This is a genomic window from uncultured Campylobacter sp. (assembly GCF_937921625.1).
In the GTDB taxonomy this organism is placed as follows: domain Bacteria; phylum Campylobacterota; class Campylobacteria; order Campylobacterales; family Campylobacteraceae; genus Campylobacter_B.
Genome location: NZ_CAKZTI010000036.1, coordinates 150,059 through 168,851, shown reverse-complemented (window position 1 = coordinate 168,851; position 18,793 = coordinate 150,059). Strand labels below are relative to the sequence as shown.

Below are 18,793 nucleotides of genomic sequence, written 5' to 3'. Positions count from 1 at the left end.
TAAAGTAGCAATTTTAGCCAAAATAAAATTTCAAAACGATAAATCGCACGCAGATGTCGCAGGTAGCGGCTCGCTATTATTTTTAATACGCGTAAAATTTTACCGTATCGCGACTTTTAAGCGATTTTAATTTGTGCCGCCGCAAGCGCACAGACGAGCCGTCCCTAAAAGCTGCAGACACAAAAGCGGCGCATGAAGAGCGTAAAATTTCGTGCAAATTTTTAGCGCAAAATTCCTACGCCAAATTTCGCGTGCGAGCTTTGCTTTAAATTTCGCATTGTATAATTACGCATTTTTTTCAAAAAGGCTAAGTATTGATAGACAAATTTTATATTTCCGAGCTGAAAGATCGCGTGATAGGCGGCTGCGAGATTGCGAAGGAGCAGGCGCTAGAGCTGGCGCGATGCGAGGATTTGGGCGCGCTTTTTGCGGCGGCGGATGAGATCAGGCGCGAGTTTTGCGGTGATAAATTTAATCTCTGCACGATCATAAACGTAAAATCGGGGCGCTGTAGCGAGGACTGCAAATACTGCGCGCAGTCGGCGCATTTTAACACGGGCTGCGAGACTTACGGAATTTTGAGCGAACAGCAGGTGCTAAGCGCCGCGCTTGCAAACGAAGCCGAGCAGACGCACCGCTTCTCGCTCGTCGCCAGCGGGCGCGGAATTTCTCAAAAAAACTCCGATCTAGGGGCATACTGCGAGATCTATGAGCGGCTGCGAAGCGAAACGCGGCTGCATCTGTGCGCCTCACTGGGAATCGCCTCAAAGCCCGCGCTAGCGCTGCTTAAAGCAAGCGGCGTGCAGACCTATCATCACAATCTCGAGACTTCGCGAAAATTTTATCCGCAGATCTGCACGACGCACAGCTACGACGACCGCATCCAAACTATAGAGAATTGCCGTGCCGTGGGGCTTGACGTATGTAGCGGCGGGATTTTCGGGCTGGGCGAAAATATGGAGGATCGCATCGATATGGCGCTGCAGCTGCGAGAACTGGGCGTTAGCTCCGTGCCGATCAATATCCTGACCCCGATCAAGGGCACTCCGCTGCAAAACGCCGCGCCGCTAGCGCACGATGAAATTTTAAAATCAATCGCGATCTACCGCTTCATCTTGCCGCGCGCGTATCTGCGCTTCGCAGGCGGCAGGCGAAATTTGGGCGAGCACGTGCGCACAGCGCTTGGATGCGGTATCAACTCGGCGCTTACGGGCAATTTCCTAACCACCACCGGCGATAGCATCGCAAGCGATAAGGCGCTTGTAGCGCAGTGCGGATTCGACCTCGCAAAGGGCGCGGATTAGCGGCGGTCGGGAATTAAAAATAAAATTTAAGAGGCGGCTATGAAGTTAAAATTTTTCCCTTCCCTTATTTTGGTCGTCTTGCTTGGCGGTTGCTCGCTGCTCCCGCAGGGCGACGAGGAAGCTCCATTCTTGGCGGACGCGAGCAGATGCGATGTCGCAAACCCGCTAAGCAAGGAGCAGCTAAACCGCTGCGCGAAGCGGCAAAAGATTGACGCCGAAGTCGCGCAGACAGCGCAAAAGCAAGCGGTATCGCAAGATACGCTTAATTCATTCAGAGCGGACAGCGCGCAAGCACAGCAAAGAGCACAGGAGCAATATATCGCCACGCAGCAAAGCCTAATGCAACAGCAAGCACAGCAGCAACTGGAGCAGATGCAGCAGCGACAGAACATGAGAAATTTACAAAACGAACAAAACTGGAACAGGCTGCGTAATCTTGAAAATATAAGTAGCGGTAGGATTTAGCCGTGAATTTTACAATTTGATCTAAATTTTAATTCGCGCGACTTTAATTCTAGAGCAATTAGCCTCGGTAAAAATATGATGAAATTTTAATCAAAATACTCAAAAATCAAATGAGGTCTTAAATTTCAAGGGCAGACAGCTGAATGATAGAAAATTTTAATTGATTTTAAGTGATGAAATGGTGACCCACAGGAGATTTGAACTCCTGTTACCGGCGTGAGAGGCCAGCGTCCTAACCACTAGACGAGTGGGCCGCGAAATTGAGAATGAGATGATAGCGAAGTGTATATAAATTTTGGATTAAATTATATAATTTCAACAAAAATAATGCAAAATAAAATTTTCGCCGAAAACTTAAAGCTTTTTGGCATAGCCGTAAATCTTGGTGCTCTAGAGAGTCCGATATGCCGCCCATTCTAGATGGCACATAAATAAGTTCCGTCGTTGCAGCCATAAGCCAAATCGATATCATAAAGCTTGCTGTGTCTTGCTATCAGCATCAAAAAATGCCAATAATTTTATCGCGCTGATTTAAAGCAGGTGATAAAAGGCCATTTAGCATACCTTTTATTTAGCTTCTAGGCTTTTTAGATACTCATATACTCTTTTATCCTCGTTTTTCCTTGCCCAATCCGATGGAGTTACGCTTTGGTTATGAGAACATCTAGCTTTTGGATCGGCGCCTCTTTCTACTAGATATTTTACGATTTCTAGACTATGAGAACTTGCCGCATAATTTACCATGGAGCAGCCATCCCTATCCTTTGCTTTAAAATTTCCGCCGTATTTTTCCAAAAGCTTTACGAGCCTAAAACTCTTCTCATCGTCGTGTTGGCTTCCGAATACGCTCATCATCATTGCGTTATCGGTCAGTCTTTTTGCGCACTCTAGCATCGCGCGAAGCGAATTTTCGCTACCTAACATTACCGCCATTTCGATGGGAGTGGTATTTTCATGACCTTTAAAATTCGGATCGCCGCCCATTTTGCAGTATTTTTTAGCATCTTCGGCGTTGTCTGAATATGCCGTTTTGTGAAGCAACGTTTGTATCTCATCTATACTCAAACTCTCTTCAGTCTTAGGTGTAACGAAAAAGTTTTTGTCGTAAATCTCCTTTAATGAATTTGTACCGTAGTATTTACCCGGCTCGTCTTTAAAAATCAAATTTATACCATTTAAATCCGTAAGTTCTATAGAGTCGTTTGTTTTTAAATTTATTATCTTGTTAAAGTTAAAAACTAAATCATCCTTTTTAATCCCGCTATCAAAGATGAAAAAGTGGCTAAACTCGTAAGGAAATTCGTTTTTGTATTCAGGGTTTGACGCCGGATTTATCCTAGAATCGCCGATTTCTATCTTATCATGCCCCCATCTTTTACCGAAGATAAATATATTTGTACCCCAGCTTTTTGAAATTTTATCATCGTTCTCGCCCATTACGAAGATATCGTTTCCCCATGGGTCTTCCACATCGCTTCTGCCGCCCGTCAAAATATAGACGTTGTTATTTCCGGGGCAAACTATAGAGTGCCTCATATCGCTTTCGGCTATAATGATCTCGTCTGCGTTTTGGTTGCAGCGAGAATTTATATCCCAATATATGGTTTTGCTAAAATTTAAACTCACGTCTTCTAATACGGTGGTATCAAATCCTTGCGTCACTAAAATCTTTTTAGGAAAATATCCTTTTGCTTGCCCGTCTTTGATAAATTTTTCCAAGCTTTGAAAGTCGGTTATATTGCCTCCAAAACAGCCGCCGACCACCAAAAACAATATAACGATAAATCTCATACTTGCTCCTTTTTTTGAGATAAAATTTTAAAAATTATACAAAATTTGTAAGCAAAATTTACTAAAAACAGCTCAAATTTAAAAATCAAAGATAAGCGTTTTTAATGCTTATAGTAATGGCACTTGGATAGTTATAAATTTTAAGCTGCTCCGCTGCTTTTAAATTTAAAAGGTTAAATTAATTTTAAACACAATTTGCATAAAATCCCATTTCAAAAATGTATTGCACGAGCGGCGGCGGCAAAGTAAAATTTGCGGTAACTACGGCGTTAAATTAAAAGCACTCGTAACGGCGGCACCAAATAAAATTTACGGCAGTAGCCCAAGGATGAGATATTCGGCGGCGTGCTGAGCTTAAATCATTCACAGCGACGTAAAGTACGAAGTATGCGCGGCGGCGTAAAATTAAAATTTGCAGCGGCTAAATTTAAAGTTCGCGGTGATAATCAAAGCAGCGCCCGCCATTCATCTGCGCGTCGTAAGCGGCGAGCCGCATATTAAAATTTAAAGGGATAAAATGAATGAAGATTTTCAAAGAGCGAAGCTACAAGGCACGCTCGGCGCGCTCTGCCTACTGGTCGGCAGTGCGGCGTATTCTATAAAAGGCGAGATCGCGTACTTGGATTCTCAAATCTTAGTGTGGATTTTTGCCTTCACATTCCTTTACCACGCGCTTAAAAACATCCAAAATATCACGGGCCCGCAGGTCTTTATAATCTTCAAATACGCTTACAGCGTTGCGCTTGCGGCGCTGCTATATTTTTCAGCCATTTATATACTCAGAAGATGTGATTGTAATAGGCTGCAAGTATACGTGCCGTATTTGATTTTTGCGGTTACGGTCGCTTGGATAGTTATAAATTTTAAGTTGCGTGCCGCCACGGGATGCGGGCTTTTCGCCGTATATGCCGCGCTGCTAATCGCAGGCGCCGGCGCAAACATCCTCTACGGCATGCTTCAGGTGCTGGCTCCCGAGCTTATAACGGCTAGCATCGTAAAATATATGGCGCTAGTAAATTTAATCTTAAAGCCATTGACGCCCGCGGTGCTGCTTCTTGCGTGGCTTAATATAAAAAACCCCGCCGAAGCAAAGGATCTATGGAGCCAGGCGCAGAGATAAAATTTCGCCTGCGTTTTATGCTCACGCGGAGTTTGAATTTAGACCACGCCGGGGCGTTTGAAAAGATAAAATTCACGCTAGCATGCGCTGTTTCGTCAAAGACACGGCATCCAAAACCTGCCCGCTTGATTATCTACGCAGCGCTAGCCATGCGCTACATCGGCGCGACCCTCGACGAAATCGTTTTATATGATTATAAGGCCCCTTCGCCGCACTCGTAGCCGAAAATTTTAATCCCCGTATCGCTCTGCTCGTAGTGCAGCGCGGGGATTTTTTGCAGTAGATTTTTTAGCTTTTCCAGATCGTTTTTCCTCCCACCGTCGAAGACTCGCGGCACCCACACCCACGCGATCTCGTCGTATGCAAACGAGCCTACCGAAAAACTAGCCCGCTTTGAGCCCGCCTCCCATTTGGAGGAGTTTTTGATCGCGTAGAAGTTTGGATAGAGGATTTTTTTGATGATGAAGCATTTGCAAAATTTAAAATCCGCGAAAAACTCCGCCCACGTCGCATCCTCGGTAAAATAGCCCTTTGCGCGCAGGCGCTTTTTCTCTTTGCGCAGCCTAATCGGCTCGTAAAATCGCTGCCAAGCCCTCGCACAGGCATCCATAAACACGAGCATGCGGGCGAAATAAATTTTAAAAAGCGCCTTGAAAAGCTCCATCTACTTCTCGATCTGCGATTTTAGCGACTTATCGATTGCGATCTCGTTTGAGTTTATGTCGATCGTTTGAAGCGCCTTGTCCTGGAAGATAAATCCGACCTCCTTCGCGCCGAAGCTCTTGGCGATCGCCTCCAGCGTGTCGGTCGCAGATTTGTGGATCTTGCCGCCCAGATCGTTGATGATTTTTAGCGAGAGCTGCTTGACCTCGTCCTTGGCGTCGTCGATCAGGCGGTTTTTATCGCTCTCGTCAAAGCTCGCACCGAATAGCCCGTTTAGCGAATCGGGCAGCAAAAACGGCAGCAGCTTGGCGTTTTTCTCGTCGTAAATTTTCATATCTTTGATCGAGTATTTGTATTTGCACGGCGGCATCTTGATCTCGTAGCGATCCTCGCCCTGCGGCAGTATCGCAAAGTCGGGGCTTAGCAGGTCGTAAACGAACTCGATCTCAAACTCGAAGATGATGGCGATCTGCTTTTTCGTCATCAGCGGCGAAACGAGCGAGCCCAGCAGCCCGCTGCCTACGTTTTGCTTGCGCGTTACGATCTCTTTGGAGTAAATTTTAAAAACGCTCAGCTCGCCGATGCTTTTAAGCCGCGTGATGTCGGTGGCGATCTGCGGCTTGCCAGCCTGCTCGCCGCTTTTGCGCATCTTAAAAAACATAAAAACCAAAATGCAAAATATCACTAAATTTAGAAGAAAAGCAAAATTTTCCAAATTTCATCCTTTAAAATTTTATCGGTATTTTAGCAAAATACAGCGCCGATTTGTAGTGCAATTAAAATTTTACGATTTTTGCGGCAAGAAATTTTAAAATCAAAGCGTGCGGCGAAGCCGCAAAATAGAAATGATCGAGCCGTAAGGCTCGCCCCTTGAGCGTGCCAGGGGTCAGCCTTGTGGCTAATGTTAAATTTTGATATGGCTTGAATTACGGTACACGAAATTTTATGCTTGTTCGTTTCATTAGAATTAAACTCAGGCGCAGCCTGCACCGCTAGCGTCGTCGGGGGTTAGGTGGGGTTTGGGGCGGGAAGGGGAGCGACCTTGCAATTCAAGCCCCCTTCCCGCCCCAATAGAAATACACCAAAGATTAAAATACCCACGCAAAGTATTTCGGCACGGCGGGTATAAGGCGGATGTAAATTTAAAATTTAACCGCTGTGAGTCGAGAAGCGCAATCAAAGCTCAAGCCCAGAGCTCCTGCGAAATTTTACAAAATCTCCCTGAAATCATACCCTGCGTTTTTGAGCGCCCAGGCGATATCCTCTTGATGAGCTTTACCCTTGGTCTCAAGCGTGATCGTGATCTGCGCATCGCCGTACTCGATGTTGGTCGAAAAGCGGTCGTAGTCGATCTTGACGATGTTTGCATTGGCGCGGCGCAAGATTTCGGTAAGCCCCGTAAGCGCGCCCGGCTTATCGACGAGCGTGACATTGATCGTCATCTTGCGGTGCGATTTGATAAGACCCTTTTCGATGATGATGTTTAGCATCTGCACATCGATGTTGCCGCCGCTTAGGATGATGCCGATCTTTGCGCCCGCGGGGAATTGGAATTTCGCGTTCATCAGCGCCGCTACGCCCGCCGCGCCCGCGCCCTCAACGATGATTTTTTGCTGCTCGAGCAGATAGAGTATCGCGCTTGCGATCTCCTCGTCATCGACCTGCACGAACTCATCGACGCACTCAATGATCGTAGAAAGCGTGATCTCGCTAGTATCCCGCACCGCGATGCCGTCGGCGATGGTGCGGACAGATTTGGAATTTAGAGGCTTTTTCGCGACGAAGCTATCGTGCATCGCGGGCGCACCCTTGGCGGCTACGGCGATGATTTTGATGTCAGGGTTAATCTGCTTGGCGCAGCTGCAAACCCCCGTCGCAAGCCCGCCGCCGCCAACTGGAACGACGATGTATTCAAGATCTGCGACCTCCTCGATCATCTCAAGCGCGATCGTGCCTTGGCCCGCTTGTACGAACTCGTCGTTGAAGGGATGGACGAACGTCAGATTGTGCTCTTTCGCATATTCCAGCGCAAACGCATACGCCTCGTCGAAGTTATCGCCCTGCAAAATGATCTCTGCGCCCAGAGCCTTCGTGCCGCTTACCTTAAGTAACGGCGTGGCCTCAGGCATTACGATCACGGCATGCACGCCGAATTTTTGCGCGCTCATCGCTACGCCCTGGGCGTGGTTGCCCGCGCTTGCAGCTATTACTCCATGCGCCCGCTCCTCATCCGTTAGGTGCGCGATTTTATTGTAAGCGCCACGGATCTTATATGCGCCGGTGCGCTGCAAATTCTCGCTTTTGAGATACACTTCCGCGCCGTAAAGCTTGCTGAGCTTCGGCGCCAAAGCAAAGGGCGTTTTATAGACGAAATCGTTTATGGTGCGCTTTGCTTGGATGATTTTATTTAGATCAACCATCTACTTCCTTTCGTAATTTTAAATTTTGTTATTATACATATTTTAGGCGAAATTTTATCCCGCGCGCCGTCTAAATCCACAACTTCGGTTGTAAACCCGCCTAACTCCTGCGCTTTAGCAGCACGCCGCATTCGATATGCGCCGTATGCGCGAACTGATCGAAGATCGCAAATCTGCGCACCTCATGCGTAGCGCAAAGCGAGCGTAAATTTTCAAAAAGCGTCTGCGGATTACAGGAGATGTAGATCAAATTTTGAAAATTTTTTATGAAATCAATCACGCTAGGCTCCAGCCCCGCGCGCGGCGGATCGATCAAGACGTGCGAAAAATCGTAGCTGAAAATATCGATCCCCTTTAGCCGCTCAAACTCGCGCCTGCGCGCAAACGCGCTCATCAGCTCATCCGCGCTAAGGCGGACGAATTGCGCGTTGCAAACGCCGTTGAGCTCGCAGTTTATGCGGGCATTCGCGATCGAGCTTTTTGAAATTTCACTCGCCAGCACGCGGTTAAATTTAGCCGCAAGCGGGATAGTGAAGTTGCCGTGCCCGCAGTACAGCTCCAGCAGATCGCGCGCAGCGGAGCTTTCTGGGCGCACGGCATGTTTTTCGCAGCTCGAATTTTGCGGGGTGGGTTCCTCGCAGCTCGAATTTTGCGCGATGAGTTTTTCGCAGGCTGAATTTTGCACGCAATGCTTTTCGTAATCTAAATTTTGCGCGGCGGAATTTTGCACGTCCAAATCCTTGCGAGCGAAATTTTTATCCGCAGAGCTCTCGTCTTTGGACGTATAGTTAAATTTCACGGAATTTTCGCCATTAAACTCCGCGCGAGCGGAATTTGCTTTAACGGAATTCCGGAAAGCGGCGTTAAATTCGGCGGAATTTTCAGAAGCAAAATTTCGATCCGTAGAATTTCGCGGGGCGGGCTCCTCGCAGCCGTAATTTTGCGCAGAGGAATTCTCTGCTATTAAATTCTTTGCGGCGAAATTATGCGCGGCGCGCCCTTCGCCCACGCTCTCTTTGCCGAAGTCCACGCAGCTTCTCGCCCAGGCGATCATCTTTTCGTTCACGCCGCGGTTGGGCTGGATGAAGGCGTTTTCGCCGAAGCGAAATTTATAAACTCGCCCGTCCACGCAAAGCTCGTCCGTGAGGCTTAGCTCGCCGCTTAGCAGCTTCTGTCCGCGCGCGCGAACCATAACCCCGATGCCAAGCTTGTCCGCCAGCTCGCAAATCGCCCCTTGCTCGCGCTCGCCCAGGCGCTTGTGATAAAGCAGAGTCGCCAAAATCCCGCTAGCGCACGAAATGAACTCGACGCTGAAGAGCTTATCTTTTAAAGCTTCGCTCCGCCTAAGCGCCTCTAGCAGCCGCGGCATTAAATTTGCGATAGGAAGCGCCACTTTAGGGCATTCGTTAATTAAAATTTTCTTGCTTTGCGCGCCGCCCATCGTGTAGGCAAGATCAAATGCGCTATGCCAAATATCGTGCCAGATACCAAATTCCGCCCTGATGCGGTAATTTTGCGGCTGTGAGGCAAAAAACTCAAACTCGCCGTCAAAGAATTCTCTAAATTTATCGGCGATCAGCTGTTTTTTGTATAAAATTTGATCCTCATAGGGCTCGCCGAGCGTGCAGCTACCGCAACTACCGAAGCTTTCGCAATTCATACATCCACTCTTTTACCCACTACGCGCAATAAAAGAATGATAGCCGCGATACCCAAGATCAGACATCCCCACACGCTGAGCCCAAAGCCCGCAGGCAGGTAGCCGCAAACGATACTGATGCCGCAAACGACCAGCGCATAGGTCATCTGCGTGCTTACGTGCTCGATGTGATCGCAGCCCGCGCCCATCGAAGAAAGGATCGTCGTATCCGAAATCGGCGAGCAGTGATCGCCGAAGATCGCCCCGGTGAGCACCGCGCTAATATTTACGCACATGAAAACGTGAAATTCCTCGCCGCTAAGACCGTATTTTTGCCCCACGGCGTGCGCTAACGGTACGGCTAGAGGGGTTACGATGCCCATGGTGCCGAAGCTCGTGCCGGTGGAAAATGAGATAAATGAGCTAAGCACGAAGATCACGATCGCAAGAGCAAAGCGCGGCGTAGCGTCGCTTAGAAGCTCGACTAGGTAGCGCGAAGTGCCGAGCTCTTTGATAACCGAGCTAAGCGACCACGCAAAAAGCAGGATTATGACGGTATTTAGCATACTTTTCCAGCCGCCCACCCAGACCTCGATCGCCTCTTTGACGCCGTAAATTTTTTGCGCGATGCCTAAAACGACGGCGATGATCGATGAAAAGAGCGCGGATTGAAACAGCACGACCGAGGCGTCCGCCGCGCTAAAAGCGGTGCGGATCGAAGTGAAGCTAAGAGGAGCTGCTTTGACCGCCTCCAAAGTCTCGCCCTCTAGCGAGCTGTAGCCGTTGAGATAAAATCCTATGACCGAAAGGACGATCATCGCGCCTAGCGGGATCAGCGCGTTTATCTTGCGAAGAACTACGCCCTCTTTGGGTACGAAAATTTGATCCTCTAAATTTTTGATTTTAAAATCCGCAGCTCCGCTCTTGCCGCCGCGAGATGCGATCTCTGCCCGATACATCGAGCCAAACTCCCTACTCATCACGGCGGTGGCAACTACGAAAAAGATCATGAAAATATTATAAAATCTATACGGGATCGTCTCTACAAAGACGGTGAAAGCGTTTATGTTTTCTATGCCGATCTGCGAGTAGGCCTCTTTGATCGCCGAAATTTCAACTCCGACCCAGGTGGAGATCACTGCGATACCGGTAATCGGCGCGGCGGTAGCGTCGATGATGAAGGCGAACTTTGCGCGCGAAATTTTAAATTTATCCATAAGCGGCCGCATGATCGGGCCCACGATCAGCGCGTTTGCATAATCGTCGAAAAATATCACGATACCCATCAGCCAGGTGTAAATTTGACCCAAAACGGGAGTATCTGCGTGCTTGCTAAGCCAGAGCGCAAGCGCCTTCGTGCCGCCGCTTTTGGTCACCAGAGCGATGAGCCCGCCGATACACATAACCTGAAGCAAAATGCCCGCATTCCACGTATCCGCCATCGATTTTACCATGCGCGAGCACAGGTTCGTAAAAGCGAAAAGCGCCGAAGCTGCGATATTTTGATCTACCATACCGATGAGAAAGGTCCCGCTTAGCACGCCTAAAAACAGCGACAAAATCACGTCCTTGGTGATAAAAGCAAGCACGATCGCCGCAACCGGCGGGATAAGCGTCAGCATGCCGTAAAGCTCGCTGTTTCGCACGGCGGGCTCCACGTCCGCAAGCGCCAGCGCGGGCAAAAAAATCGCCGTAAAGATAAGCAAATTTTTTAACATTTTAATCCTTGATGATTGATAAAATTTTAAAATTTAACCTCCGATCGGGGGTTAAATTTTAAAATTCTGCGCACTTTGCAGCAAATTCGTATTCACACGCTTTCTTTTACGGCGATTTTTGAGTGCCTTAATCGCACAGCAAGCTCTGCTATTTTGCTGCGTTTGCAATTTTGCGAACGCATTTTTAAGTAACTTGTCGCGCAGTAAAATCTCTCCGGTGCAAAATACCGCGCGCGGCGTAATCAAAAGCATTTTATAAACGCATTTAAAATTTTACTTAACATAGCAAAAGACCCAAATTAAGGTAAAATTCCGCAATACTGCGATGCTTACCTTGTCGCAAAAGGATAAATTTCTCTCGCAAAATTTTACGAAATCCCGCTCTTGATCGCAAACCAAAATCCCTAGACAAAAATTTTATCGCGCATAAACGCACAAATCGCCATTTCTCAAGCCTGCCTGCGCGTTTATAAAATTTCAGTGCATGCAACCTGCGCAAGCAAAGCGATAAAATTTTAAAGCGTTAAATTCTACCAACTCGCACTCGAAAAATCCACTAAATTTATAGAATTTACAAAGCGGCAAAACTCCAAATTTAAAGCTCATAAAGCTTTTGCAAACCTAAAACGCTGCAAGCCTAAAACGAAGAAGCGGCGAGCAACCCTTTAAATCAAGCCTGCTTGCTAATTCTCACGCTCAGGTGCATCTTGTGGATCGCTCGTAAAATCATCGCTTGCTTGCGTAGGACTTAATCCAAGCGAGCGCAAATAGCTCTGCGTAGCCGCTTCGCCGCCTGCAAGCGCGTAGTCTAGCGCATTTAGCCCCGCCTCGTCGACTGCTTTTTCGTTTGCGCCCGATTTTACGAGCAATTCAACGATCTGCTTGGTGCTTTTTTGCGCCGCAAACATCAGCAGTGTCTTGCCCGCGCCCGAATGCTCACAGCCGTCGCTACGCTCGCCTAGCGACGCTAGAGCCTGGGCCTCGGCGCTGCCGATCTGGCGGACATTTACGCTAGCATGCGAGTAAATTAGCAACTTTACGAGCTCATAATTTTTTGCCGCGGCGGCGAAAAATATCGGAGTTTGCCCAAGCGAGTTTTTATAGCCAACCAAAGCGCCTTTAGAGATCATAAATTTAGCGCTTTGAACGTTATTCATCGCGTAAAATAGCGAGTTTTCCTCGCCAGCATTCACCTGCGCGCCCCGATCGATCAAAGCGCCGCTAAAGCGCTCGTCATATCCTAGCAAAAGTGCCAGATCCAGGGCATTATCAAGCTCGTAAATCGCAAAATCCTTGCTAAAAAGTAGCGTACGAAACTCATCTGCGCCTACTCCGCCTTTTAGCGCCAGCTCAAGCTCACCATAATCTCCCGCCTTGCGATCCTTTGCGGCGTATGCGATAAATTCCGCTATAACGGCGCTTGCCAGCTCATCGGCGTCGTTTTTATTAAATTTGGCGGCGAAATAATCTTTTAGCGCCTCCCTGGCTGCTGAGATCTCGCCCATAAAATTGCCATAAGCGATGAAATTTCCAATCTTGCGCTCGGAGTAAAATTCTAAGGCTTCAAGCGATTTCTCGCTAATTTGCGCGTAGTTTTTCTCTTTAGCATAGCTCAAAAAGCCCTCGCCATCCATCCCCGCAAATGCCAAGGTTCGCTCAAGCCTTTTTTCGTTCAGCAAGGCTTCGTTACCGACACAATCGATATTTTCGTCCCTGATCTCAGAAGCCGCGCTTTTTAAATTTTGCAAAAATTCTGCGCCAGCCAGCGAGCCTTTACAGCCAAAATCGCTTTGCAGCAGCTCTTCGTCCGTAGGCTCTTTGCTAAAAAAGCCGCGCGGATCGCTTAGTATCTGCTCGCAAGAAGCGCCAAAAAGCGTGCCGCAAAAAACAAACGAACCCATTAGAATTTTTCGCATCGCTACCTCGAATTGCATTTGAAGCGTTATTTTACCTTTAAATTTATTTATTAAAACTTAGTGCGGGCAGTGGAATTTTATGGAATTCCTTTCAGCCTTATAAAATTTTGCGGAATTTTTAAAATTTTACGGCGCGGCGGCGTGGCGGCGGACGGCGCTAAACGACGACTAGGCAGAGGCGTAGCGACTGGCGGCGCTATATAACGGCACGGCGACCGGCGACGTTAAAATTTTAAAATTTACGCGCAGGCTAGCGGTAAAATAAAATTTTGCAAGCTGTACAGATCTGGCGGAATTCCGTGCTAGGCTTATCGTGAAATAAAATTTTTACAAGTGAAGTCCGTTCCGTGGAATTCTACGCGCATTAGTAGAGAGATAGAATTTGCGAGGTAAAATTCCTTGCAGAATACAAAGAATTTTGCAGCGGGTAGAGTTAAATTTCTCCGCGCAAAATTCCGCGCTTAGCACAAAATCCGCCGCGTTAAAATTTAGCAAATTTCAATCTTATGGAATTTAACACGACCGTTACGGAGCTAAAGCACATCGCCGCAGCGCCGTACATCGGCTTTAGAAGCACGCCGAGCGCTGGATATAACGCGCCTGCCGCAATCGGAATACACACGGCGTTGTAAAACAGCGCCCAGAATAGGTTTTGCTTGATCGTCCGCATAGCAGCACCCGATAAGCGGAATAGATATAGCACGCTTGCAAGGTCGTTTTTTATAAAAATCACGTCGCCCGCGCCCTTGGCTACGTCACTGCCGCCGTTCATCGCGATGCCGATACTGGCGGCTTTTAAGCTTGGTGCGTCATTGACGCCGTCGCCCACGAAAAGCACCCGCTTGCCCTCATCCATCAGGGATTTGATGAACTCATATTTGCCGCTTGGAAGCACTCCGCTTTTTACCTCGTCGATGCCGAGGTTGCGAGCGACGAAATTTGCCGTTTTGGCGTTATCGCCCGTTAGCATGACGGTTTTTACGCCGCCTTTTTGCAGCGTCTGAATGACGCTGCGCGCTTCGGCTCTGATCTCGTCGCTAAATGCGATAAAGCCCGCGTACGAGCCGCCTATCGTGCAGTAAACGACGCCGAAGCCCTTGTCTAAAAGCTCCTCCGCTTCTACTTCGACGCCTACGTTCACGCCGCGCTCGCGTAGAAAGCCCGCGCTGCCGCAAAGAATTTCGCCGGTGGGATTTTTTGCGACGATCCCTTTGCCTGCGATGCTTTCAAACTCGCCGTTAAATTTAGAAATTTCGCCGAATTTCAGCTCGGCAAATTTTACGATCGCCTTTGAGATCGGATGCTCGCTAAGCTTTTGCGCGCTTGCTAGAGCGTAGAGATCCTGAGCGCTCAGATCGCTGAAGCTTACCGAAATTTCGCCCTTGCTAAGCGTGCCGGTTTTATCGAAAACCGCGACGTCAGCGCCTTTTAAAATTTCTAAAATTTCGGGATTTTTGATTAAAATTCCAGCCTTTGCGGCGTTTGAGATCGCGCAAACGATCGCAATCGGCGTCGCAAGACCTAGCGCGCACGGGCAGGAGATGATAAGCACGCAGATAGCGGCGGATGCGGCGTATGAGAGTCGCCCGTCAAGCGCCATCCACGCTATAAAGCTAACAAGCGCGATCAAAATCACCGCGGGCACGAAGATATTTGAAATTTTATCCGCAAAGCGCGCGATCGGCATCTTTTTGTTGCCCGCCTCGTTCAGCAGATTTTTAATCTCGGCAAGCAGCGTCTGATGCGAAAATTTCGTCACCTTCACGTAGATGACGCCGTCGGTGCTGACGCAGCCTGCGTTTACCTCATCGCCTACGCTTTTATAAACCGCCAAGCTCTCGCCGCTAATGAGCGAGGTGTCGATCTGTGCGCCGCCTTCTACTATAAGCCCGTCGCAAGGGATGCGCGAGCCGTTTTTTACTAGCACCTTATCGCCCGGCTTTAGCGCTTCTGCGCGCACTTCGGTTATCGTGCCGTCGTCTTTGATCAAAAGCGCAGTTTTAGGACTTAGATCGATTAGCCCCTTGATGTAGTCGTTCGCCTTCATCTTGCTGCGCTCTTCTAGGTATTTGCCGAGAGAAATAAAGGCGATTATCATCGAGGCGGACGAGAAATAAAGATTGGTAAATTCGTTCTGTGCGCCGTGCGTATAGACCCACGCCGCGACCGTTAGCGAATAAGCAAACGCAAAAAAGCTTCCCATCGCCACGAGCACGTTCATATCGAAGCTTCTGTTTTTCAGCGAGCCGTAAGCGTGATAAAAGAAGTTCTTGCCGCAGTAAAATAGGCTCACGCACGCCATCGCTGCGCAAAGTAGTGCCTTTGGAACGAAGCTTAAAAACCCGCTCATCTCCACCGCCATTACCGCCACGGCTAAAATGAGAGCGAGGATTAGCCTAAATAGCGCCGCTTTGAGATTGCTCCGCTTTTTGCGCTCCAAATCCTCGTAATCCACGGCGATGTCGTAGCCTAGCTTTTTGATCTTGGCTTTTAGCGTCTCCTCAAGCGCCGGATCAGCAAGTACGAACTCGCCACTACCGTTTGAGAAATTTACGTGCGCGTCCTGCACCCCCTCGATCTTGCGACTTACCCGCTCGATCGCGTTAGAGCAGTTTACGCAGCTCATCCCGACGATATTTAGAGTGATTTTGCTTGACATCCGTTAGTTTTTGCAGGACAGCTTTTCTACGACGCTAAAGCCCAAATCGTCCATCTCCTCTTTAAATTTAGCCTCGTCGCGCGGATCTAAGCTTAAACTCACCACTCCGCTTGCTACGTCCACCTCGATCTCGCCGAAATCGTCCTTAAGCGCGTTTTTGATCGTCCTCGCGCAGTTTTCGCAGTGGATATTTTGCGCCTTAAATTTTACGCTTTGTTTCAAAGCCATGGGTCTCTCCTTTGGATTAAAATTTCAAAACTTATACTACTTTTTAATAAATTTTATTTTAACGCCCGCTCCTGAAATTTAAGGGTTTTTCGTTATAATCACCCGTTTTAAATTTAAGCTTTAAGGAATTTTATGGGACGAGCTTTTGAATACAGACGCGCTTCAAAAGAAGCTAGATGGGGGAAGATGAGCAAACTTTTCCCAAAACTGGGCAAGGCCATAACGATGGCTGCGAAAGAGGGCGGCGAAGATCCGCTGATGAACTCCAAACTGCGCGCCGCGATCGCCACGGCAAAGGCGCAAAATATGCCCAAAGACAACATCGACGCGGCTATCAAGCGCGCAAGCGGCAAAGATAGCGCCGATATCAAAACGATCTTTTACGACGGCAAGGCGCCACACGGCGCGCTTTTAATAATCGAATGCGCCACCGACAACCCAACCCGCACCGTCGCGAACGTAAAGTCGATTTTAAACAAAGCCAAGGGCGAGTTTTTGCCGAGCGGCAGTTTGAAATTTATGTTTTCGCACAAGGCTGTTTTTGAGACCAAGCTGCCGAGCCGCGACATTGAGGAGCTGGAGCTTGAGCTCATCGACTTCGGTCTTAGCGAGCTTGAGATCAACGAGTTTGAAAACGATAAGGGCGAGCTCGAAAAGACGCTTCTAATCTACGGCGAATACGAAAGCTTCGGCACTCTAAACGAAGGTATCGAAAAGATAGGGCTTGAGATCATCAGCGCAAGTTTAAAATTTGTCGCCAACGAAAAGCACGAATTTAGCGAGGATCAGCTGAACGACATAGACGCGCTGCTCGAGCGACTAGAGGATGACGACGACGTGCAGGCAGTTTACACCAACATCGCATAGGAGAAAAAATGGAAAGCTTAAAAATTTACGACATCGACGCAGCGGCTTTGGCGCGCGATAAATACGCCGTGATAAAAACCGAAAAGGGCGATATGAAGCTGGAGCTTTTCGGTGACGAAGCCCCGCAGACGGTTACGAATTTCGCCAGCCTCGCGCGCAGCGGGTTTTACAAGGGGCTAAATTTTCACCGCGTAATTCCAAATTTCGTGATCCAAGGTGGCTGCCCGCGCGGCACCGGCACGGGCGGTCCGGGCTGGCGCATAAAGTGCGAATGCGACCACCAAAAGCACAAGCACGTGCGCGGCGCGCTATCGATGGCGCACGCAGGGCGCGATACGGGCGGCAGCCAGTTTTTCGTCTGCCACAGCGCGCAGCCTCACCTAGACGGCGTGCATACGGTGTTCGGTCGTATCGTGGATCAGCCTAGCCTAGCGGTTTTAGACGCGATCAGGCAGGGCGATAAGATCATCGACATCGAGATTAAAGAGAGCCTACAATCGTGATTAAATTTAAGCCGCGGGGCGCCAGACCGTGATAAAGATCGGCACGGACATAACCGCGGTGCGCAGGATCTCGGCGCTGCGCGCAAAATACGGCGCGAAATTTCTAAAGCGTATTTTGAAAAAATCCGAACGCTCCTCCGCGCTGCGCGACGAAAGTATCGCGGGTGTCTATGCCGCTAAAGAGGCGCTTAGCAAAGCTCTAGGCACCGGCATCGGCGCAGGATTCGGCTTTAAAGACGCTAAAATTTACAAAGACGCCCTGGGCGCGCCGCATCTAAAAATACGTAAAAAAATCCGTAAAAAATTTCATATCAAATCCGCAAGCCTTAGCATCACGCACGACGCAAACGTCGCAATCGCAGTAGTCGCACTAAAACTCAATAAGCCGCGCTCAAAGTAACGAAGCGAAGCGGCGCGACAGCAAGAACCCCGCGTAAATTCTACATAAATTTTGCGCGACGGAATTTATGAGGTTAGGCGCAGATTATGTAGAATAGTATTTCGCGGCGCGGTACGCGATGCGGCGGCAAACTTTGACTATCTCAAATTTTATATTTGCCGACTTAAAATTCTACATTCATGGATAAAATTTTAGAGCACAAAATTTACCGCAACGAAATTTTAAAATTTCACCGCGCCGCAGAATTTTGCTTTAAATTTAAGACTTGGAATTTTATAGCGGCGAGGCGGCATAAACTCAAAAGGTAAAATTTCAGCCTGGAATTTAGCGACAGAAGCATAGATTCTCTATTAAAATTTCACGGCGAAATCGTGCTCTGAAATTTTAAACGGATGCAAAGTCTGCTCCGCCTAATCTATCGCATCATAAAGGATTAAGCGAAAGTTCATGAGCCGACCGAGCATATATCGCTGCGGCGGCATCTGTTTATCGCACCCGTCTCAAGCAAGAGGCTTTTGCGCTGTACTTATGCCGAATACCGCAGATAGCGCGGCATTCTCTATTGCTATGTGCGAAAAAATAGAGGCGAGTTTATGTCGCTGCATTTACCGCTCAGTCTGGCGCTAGCTTGAGCGTACACAGATAGGCGGCACACACAGAAGCGAGCGATCAAAATTTACACGACGAAATTTTAAAGATGAAATTCTGCGAGCCATGGATTTGGCGTTAAATTTTAAAATTTCACGGCGAAGCAAAATTTTAAAATTCCATGCAGAGCGGATTTAAAATTTTAAGCCCGTGAGGATAAATTTAGCCGCCAAAAAGTTTGCAAGTCTCTGCAAAAAGAAATTTTATCACGGCGCGACGCCGCAAAATTTTCAATTGCACGTATTTTAGCGGTGGCTTACGCGGTTTATGTTTTCGCACGAAGTATAAATTTTAATTGTCTATATTTCAGCCGCTTTAAGACTGCGCCCGAAGCCGCTCTGTATTTAAAGCCGCGCAAATTTTAATCGCTCGCGCCAAGCTACGATTAAATTTCAAGTGTTTCAAGCGCAAAGCGCGGTCACGGCGCAAACTTACGTAAAATACCCAAACTA

At 48.2% G+C, this 18,793-nt stretch carries 15 protein-coding genes, 1 tRNA gene and 1 pseudogene; 6 read left to right on the top strand and 11 right to left on the bottom strand.

Going from position 1 to position 18,793, the window contains the following annotated elements:
- The first annotated feature begins 314 nt into the window (after positions 1-314).
- On the top strand, positions 315-1,304 hold the full coding sequence (bioB, locus tag Q0101_RS06280) for a biotin synthase BioB (protein WP_297943350.1): 990 nt from the start codon (positions 315-317) through the stop codon (positions 1,302-1,304).
- Between the two features lie 39 nt (positions 1,305-1,343).
- Positions 1,344-1,769, top strand: a complete 426-nt coding sequence (locus Q0101_RS06275; RefSeq protein ID WP_297943348.1) for a hypothetical protein — start codon at positions 1,344-1,346, stop codon at positions 1,767-1,769.
- Positions 1,770-1,948: 179 nt separating this feature from the next.
- Here the strand turns inward: Q0101_RS06275 and Q0101_RS06270 are convergent.
- Together Q0101_RS06270 and Q0101_RS06265 are read right to left on the bottom strand one after the other, a co-directional pair.
- Positions 1,949-2,023: transfer RNA gene (locus Q0101_RS06270), tRNA-Glu, on the bottom strand.
- A 313-nt stretch (positions 2,024-2,336) separates the two neighbouring features.
- Positions 2,337-3,560 carry an ankyrin repeat domain-containing protein gene (locus Q0101_RS06265; protein ID WP_297943346.1) on the bottom strand — a complete coding sequence of 408 codons (1,224 nt, stop codon included), beginning with the start codon at positions 3,558-3,560 and terminating at the stop codon, positions 2,337-2,339.
- Positions 3,561-4,077: 517 nt separating this feature from the next.
- On the opposite strand from Q0101_RS06265, the gene Q0101_RS06260 reads away from it, so the two are divergent.
- Complete coding sequence (locus tag Q0101_RS06260; protein WP_297943344.1) at positions 4,078-4,680, top strand: hypothetical protein; 603 nt, start codon at positions 4,078-4,080, stop codon at positions 4,678-4,680.
- A gap of 193 nt (positions 4,681-4,873) precedes the next feature.
- On the opposite strand, the gene Q0101_RS06255 is transcribed toward Q0101_RS06260, so the two are convergent.
- The 9 genes and pseudogenes from Q0101_RS06255 to Q0101_RS06215 form a co-directional block, all read right to left on the bottom strand.
- Positions 4,874-5,344: a hypothetical protein gene (locus tag Q0101_RS06255; protein ID WP_297943342.1), complete on the bottom strand. Its 471-nt coding sequence runs from the start codon at positions 5,342-5,344 to the stop codon at positions 4,874-4,876.
- On the bottom strand, positions 5,345-6,058 hold the full coding sequence (locus Q0101_RS06250; protein ID WP_297943340.1) for a DUF4230 domain-containing protein: 714 nt from the start codon (positions 6,056-6,058) through the stop codon (positions 5,345-5,347).
- Between the two features lie 493 nt (positions 6,059-6,551).
- A complete protein-coding gene (gene ilvA, locus Q0101_RS06245) occupies positions 6,552-7,763 on the bottom strand; it encodes a threonine ammonia-lyase (RefSeq protein WP_297880353.1) in 1,212 nt (403 codons plus the stop codon).
- A gap of 100 nt (positions 7,764-7,863) precedes the next feature.
- Entirely contained in the window at positions 7,864-8,817 is a 954-nt protein-coding gene (locus tag Q0101_RS06240; RefSeq protein ID WP_297943381.1) for a methyltransferase domain-containing protein, read from the bottom strand.
- A pseudogene (locus tag Q0101_RS06235) lies at positions 8,818-9,423 on the bottom strand (tRNA (uridine(54)-C5)-methyltransferase TrmA); the annotation flags it as partial.
- Positions 9,420-11,120, bottom strand: coding sequence for a Na+/H+ antiporter NhaC family protein (locus Q0101_RS06230; protein ID WP_297943338.1), 1,701 nt, complete (start codon positions 11,118-11,120; stop codon positions 9,420-9,422). The pseudogene Q0101_RS06235 and the gene Q0101_RS06230, both read right to left, overlap by 4 nt.
- A gap of 683 nt (positions 11,121-11,803) precedes the next feature.
- Positions 11,804-13,054 carry an ankyrin repeat domain-containing protein gene (locus tag Q0101_RS06225; protein ID WP_297943336.1) on the bottom strand — a complete coding sequence of 417 codons (1,251 nt, stop codon included), beginning with the start codon at positions 13,052-13,054 and terminating at the stop codon, positions 11,804-11,806.
- 463 nt (positions 13,055-13,517) lie between these two features.
- Positions 13,518-15,695: a cation-translocating P-type ATPase gene (locus tag Q0101_RS06220; protein WP_297943334.1), complete on the bottom strand. Its 2,178-nt coding sequence runs from the start codon at positions 15,693-15,695 to the stop codon at positions 13,518-13,520.
- A 3-nt stretch (positions 15,696-15,698) separates the two neighbouring features.
- Positions 15,699-15,923: a heavy-metal-associated domain-containing protein gene (locus Q0101_RS06215; RefSeq protein ID WP_297943332.1), complete on the bottom strand. Its 225-nt coding sequence runs from the start codon at positions 15,921-15,923 to the stop codon at positions 15,699-15,701.
- A 132-nt stretch (positions 15,924-16,055) separates the two neighbouring features.
- Here Q0101_RS06215 and Q0101_RS06210 point away from each other — a divergent pair, with 132 nt between their 5' ends.
- The 3 genes from Q0101_RS06210 to acpS are packed head-to-tail and all read left to right on the top strand — an operon-like array spanning position 16,056 to position 17,693.
- Positions 16,056-16,790, top strand: a complete 735-nt coding sequence (locus Q0101_RS06210) for a YebC/PmpR family DNA-binding transcriptional regulator (protein WP_297943330.1) — start codon at positions 16,056-16,058, stop codon at positions 16,788-16,790.
- A gap of 8 nt (positions 16,791-16,798) precedes the next feature.
- Positions 16,799-17,293, top strand: a complete 495-nt coding sequence (locus tag Q0101_RS06205) for a peptidylprolyl isomerase (RefSeq protein ID WP_297943328.1) — start codon at positions 16,799-16,801, stop codon at positions 17,291-17,293.
- A gap of 28 nt (positions 17,294-17,321) precedes the next feature.
- Positions 17,322-17,693, top strand: a complete 372-nt coding sequence (gene acpS / locus Q0101_RS06200) for a holo-ACP synthase (protein WP_297943326.1) — start codon at positions 17,322-17,324, stop codon at positions 17,691-17,693.
- The last annotated feature ends 1,100 nt before the right edge of the window (positions 17,694-18,793 follow it).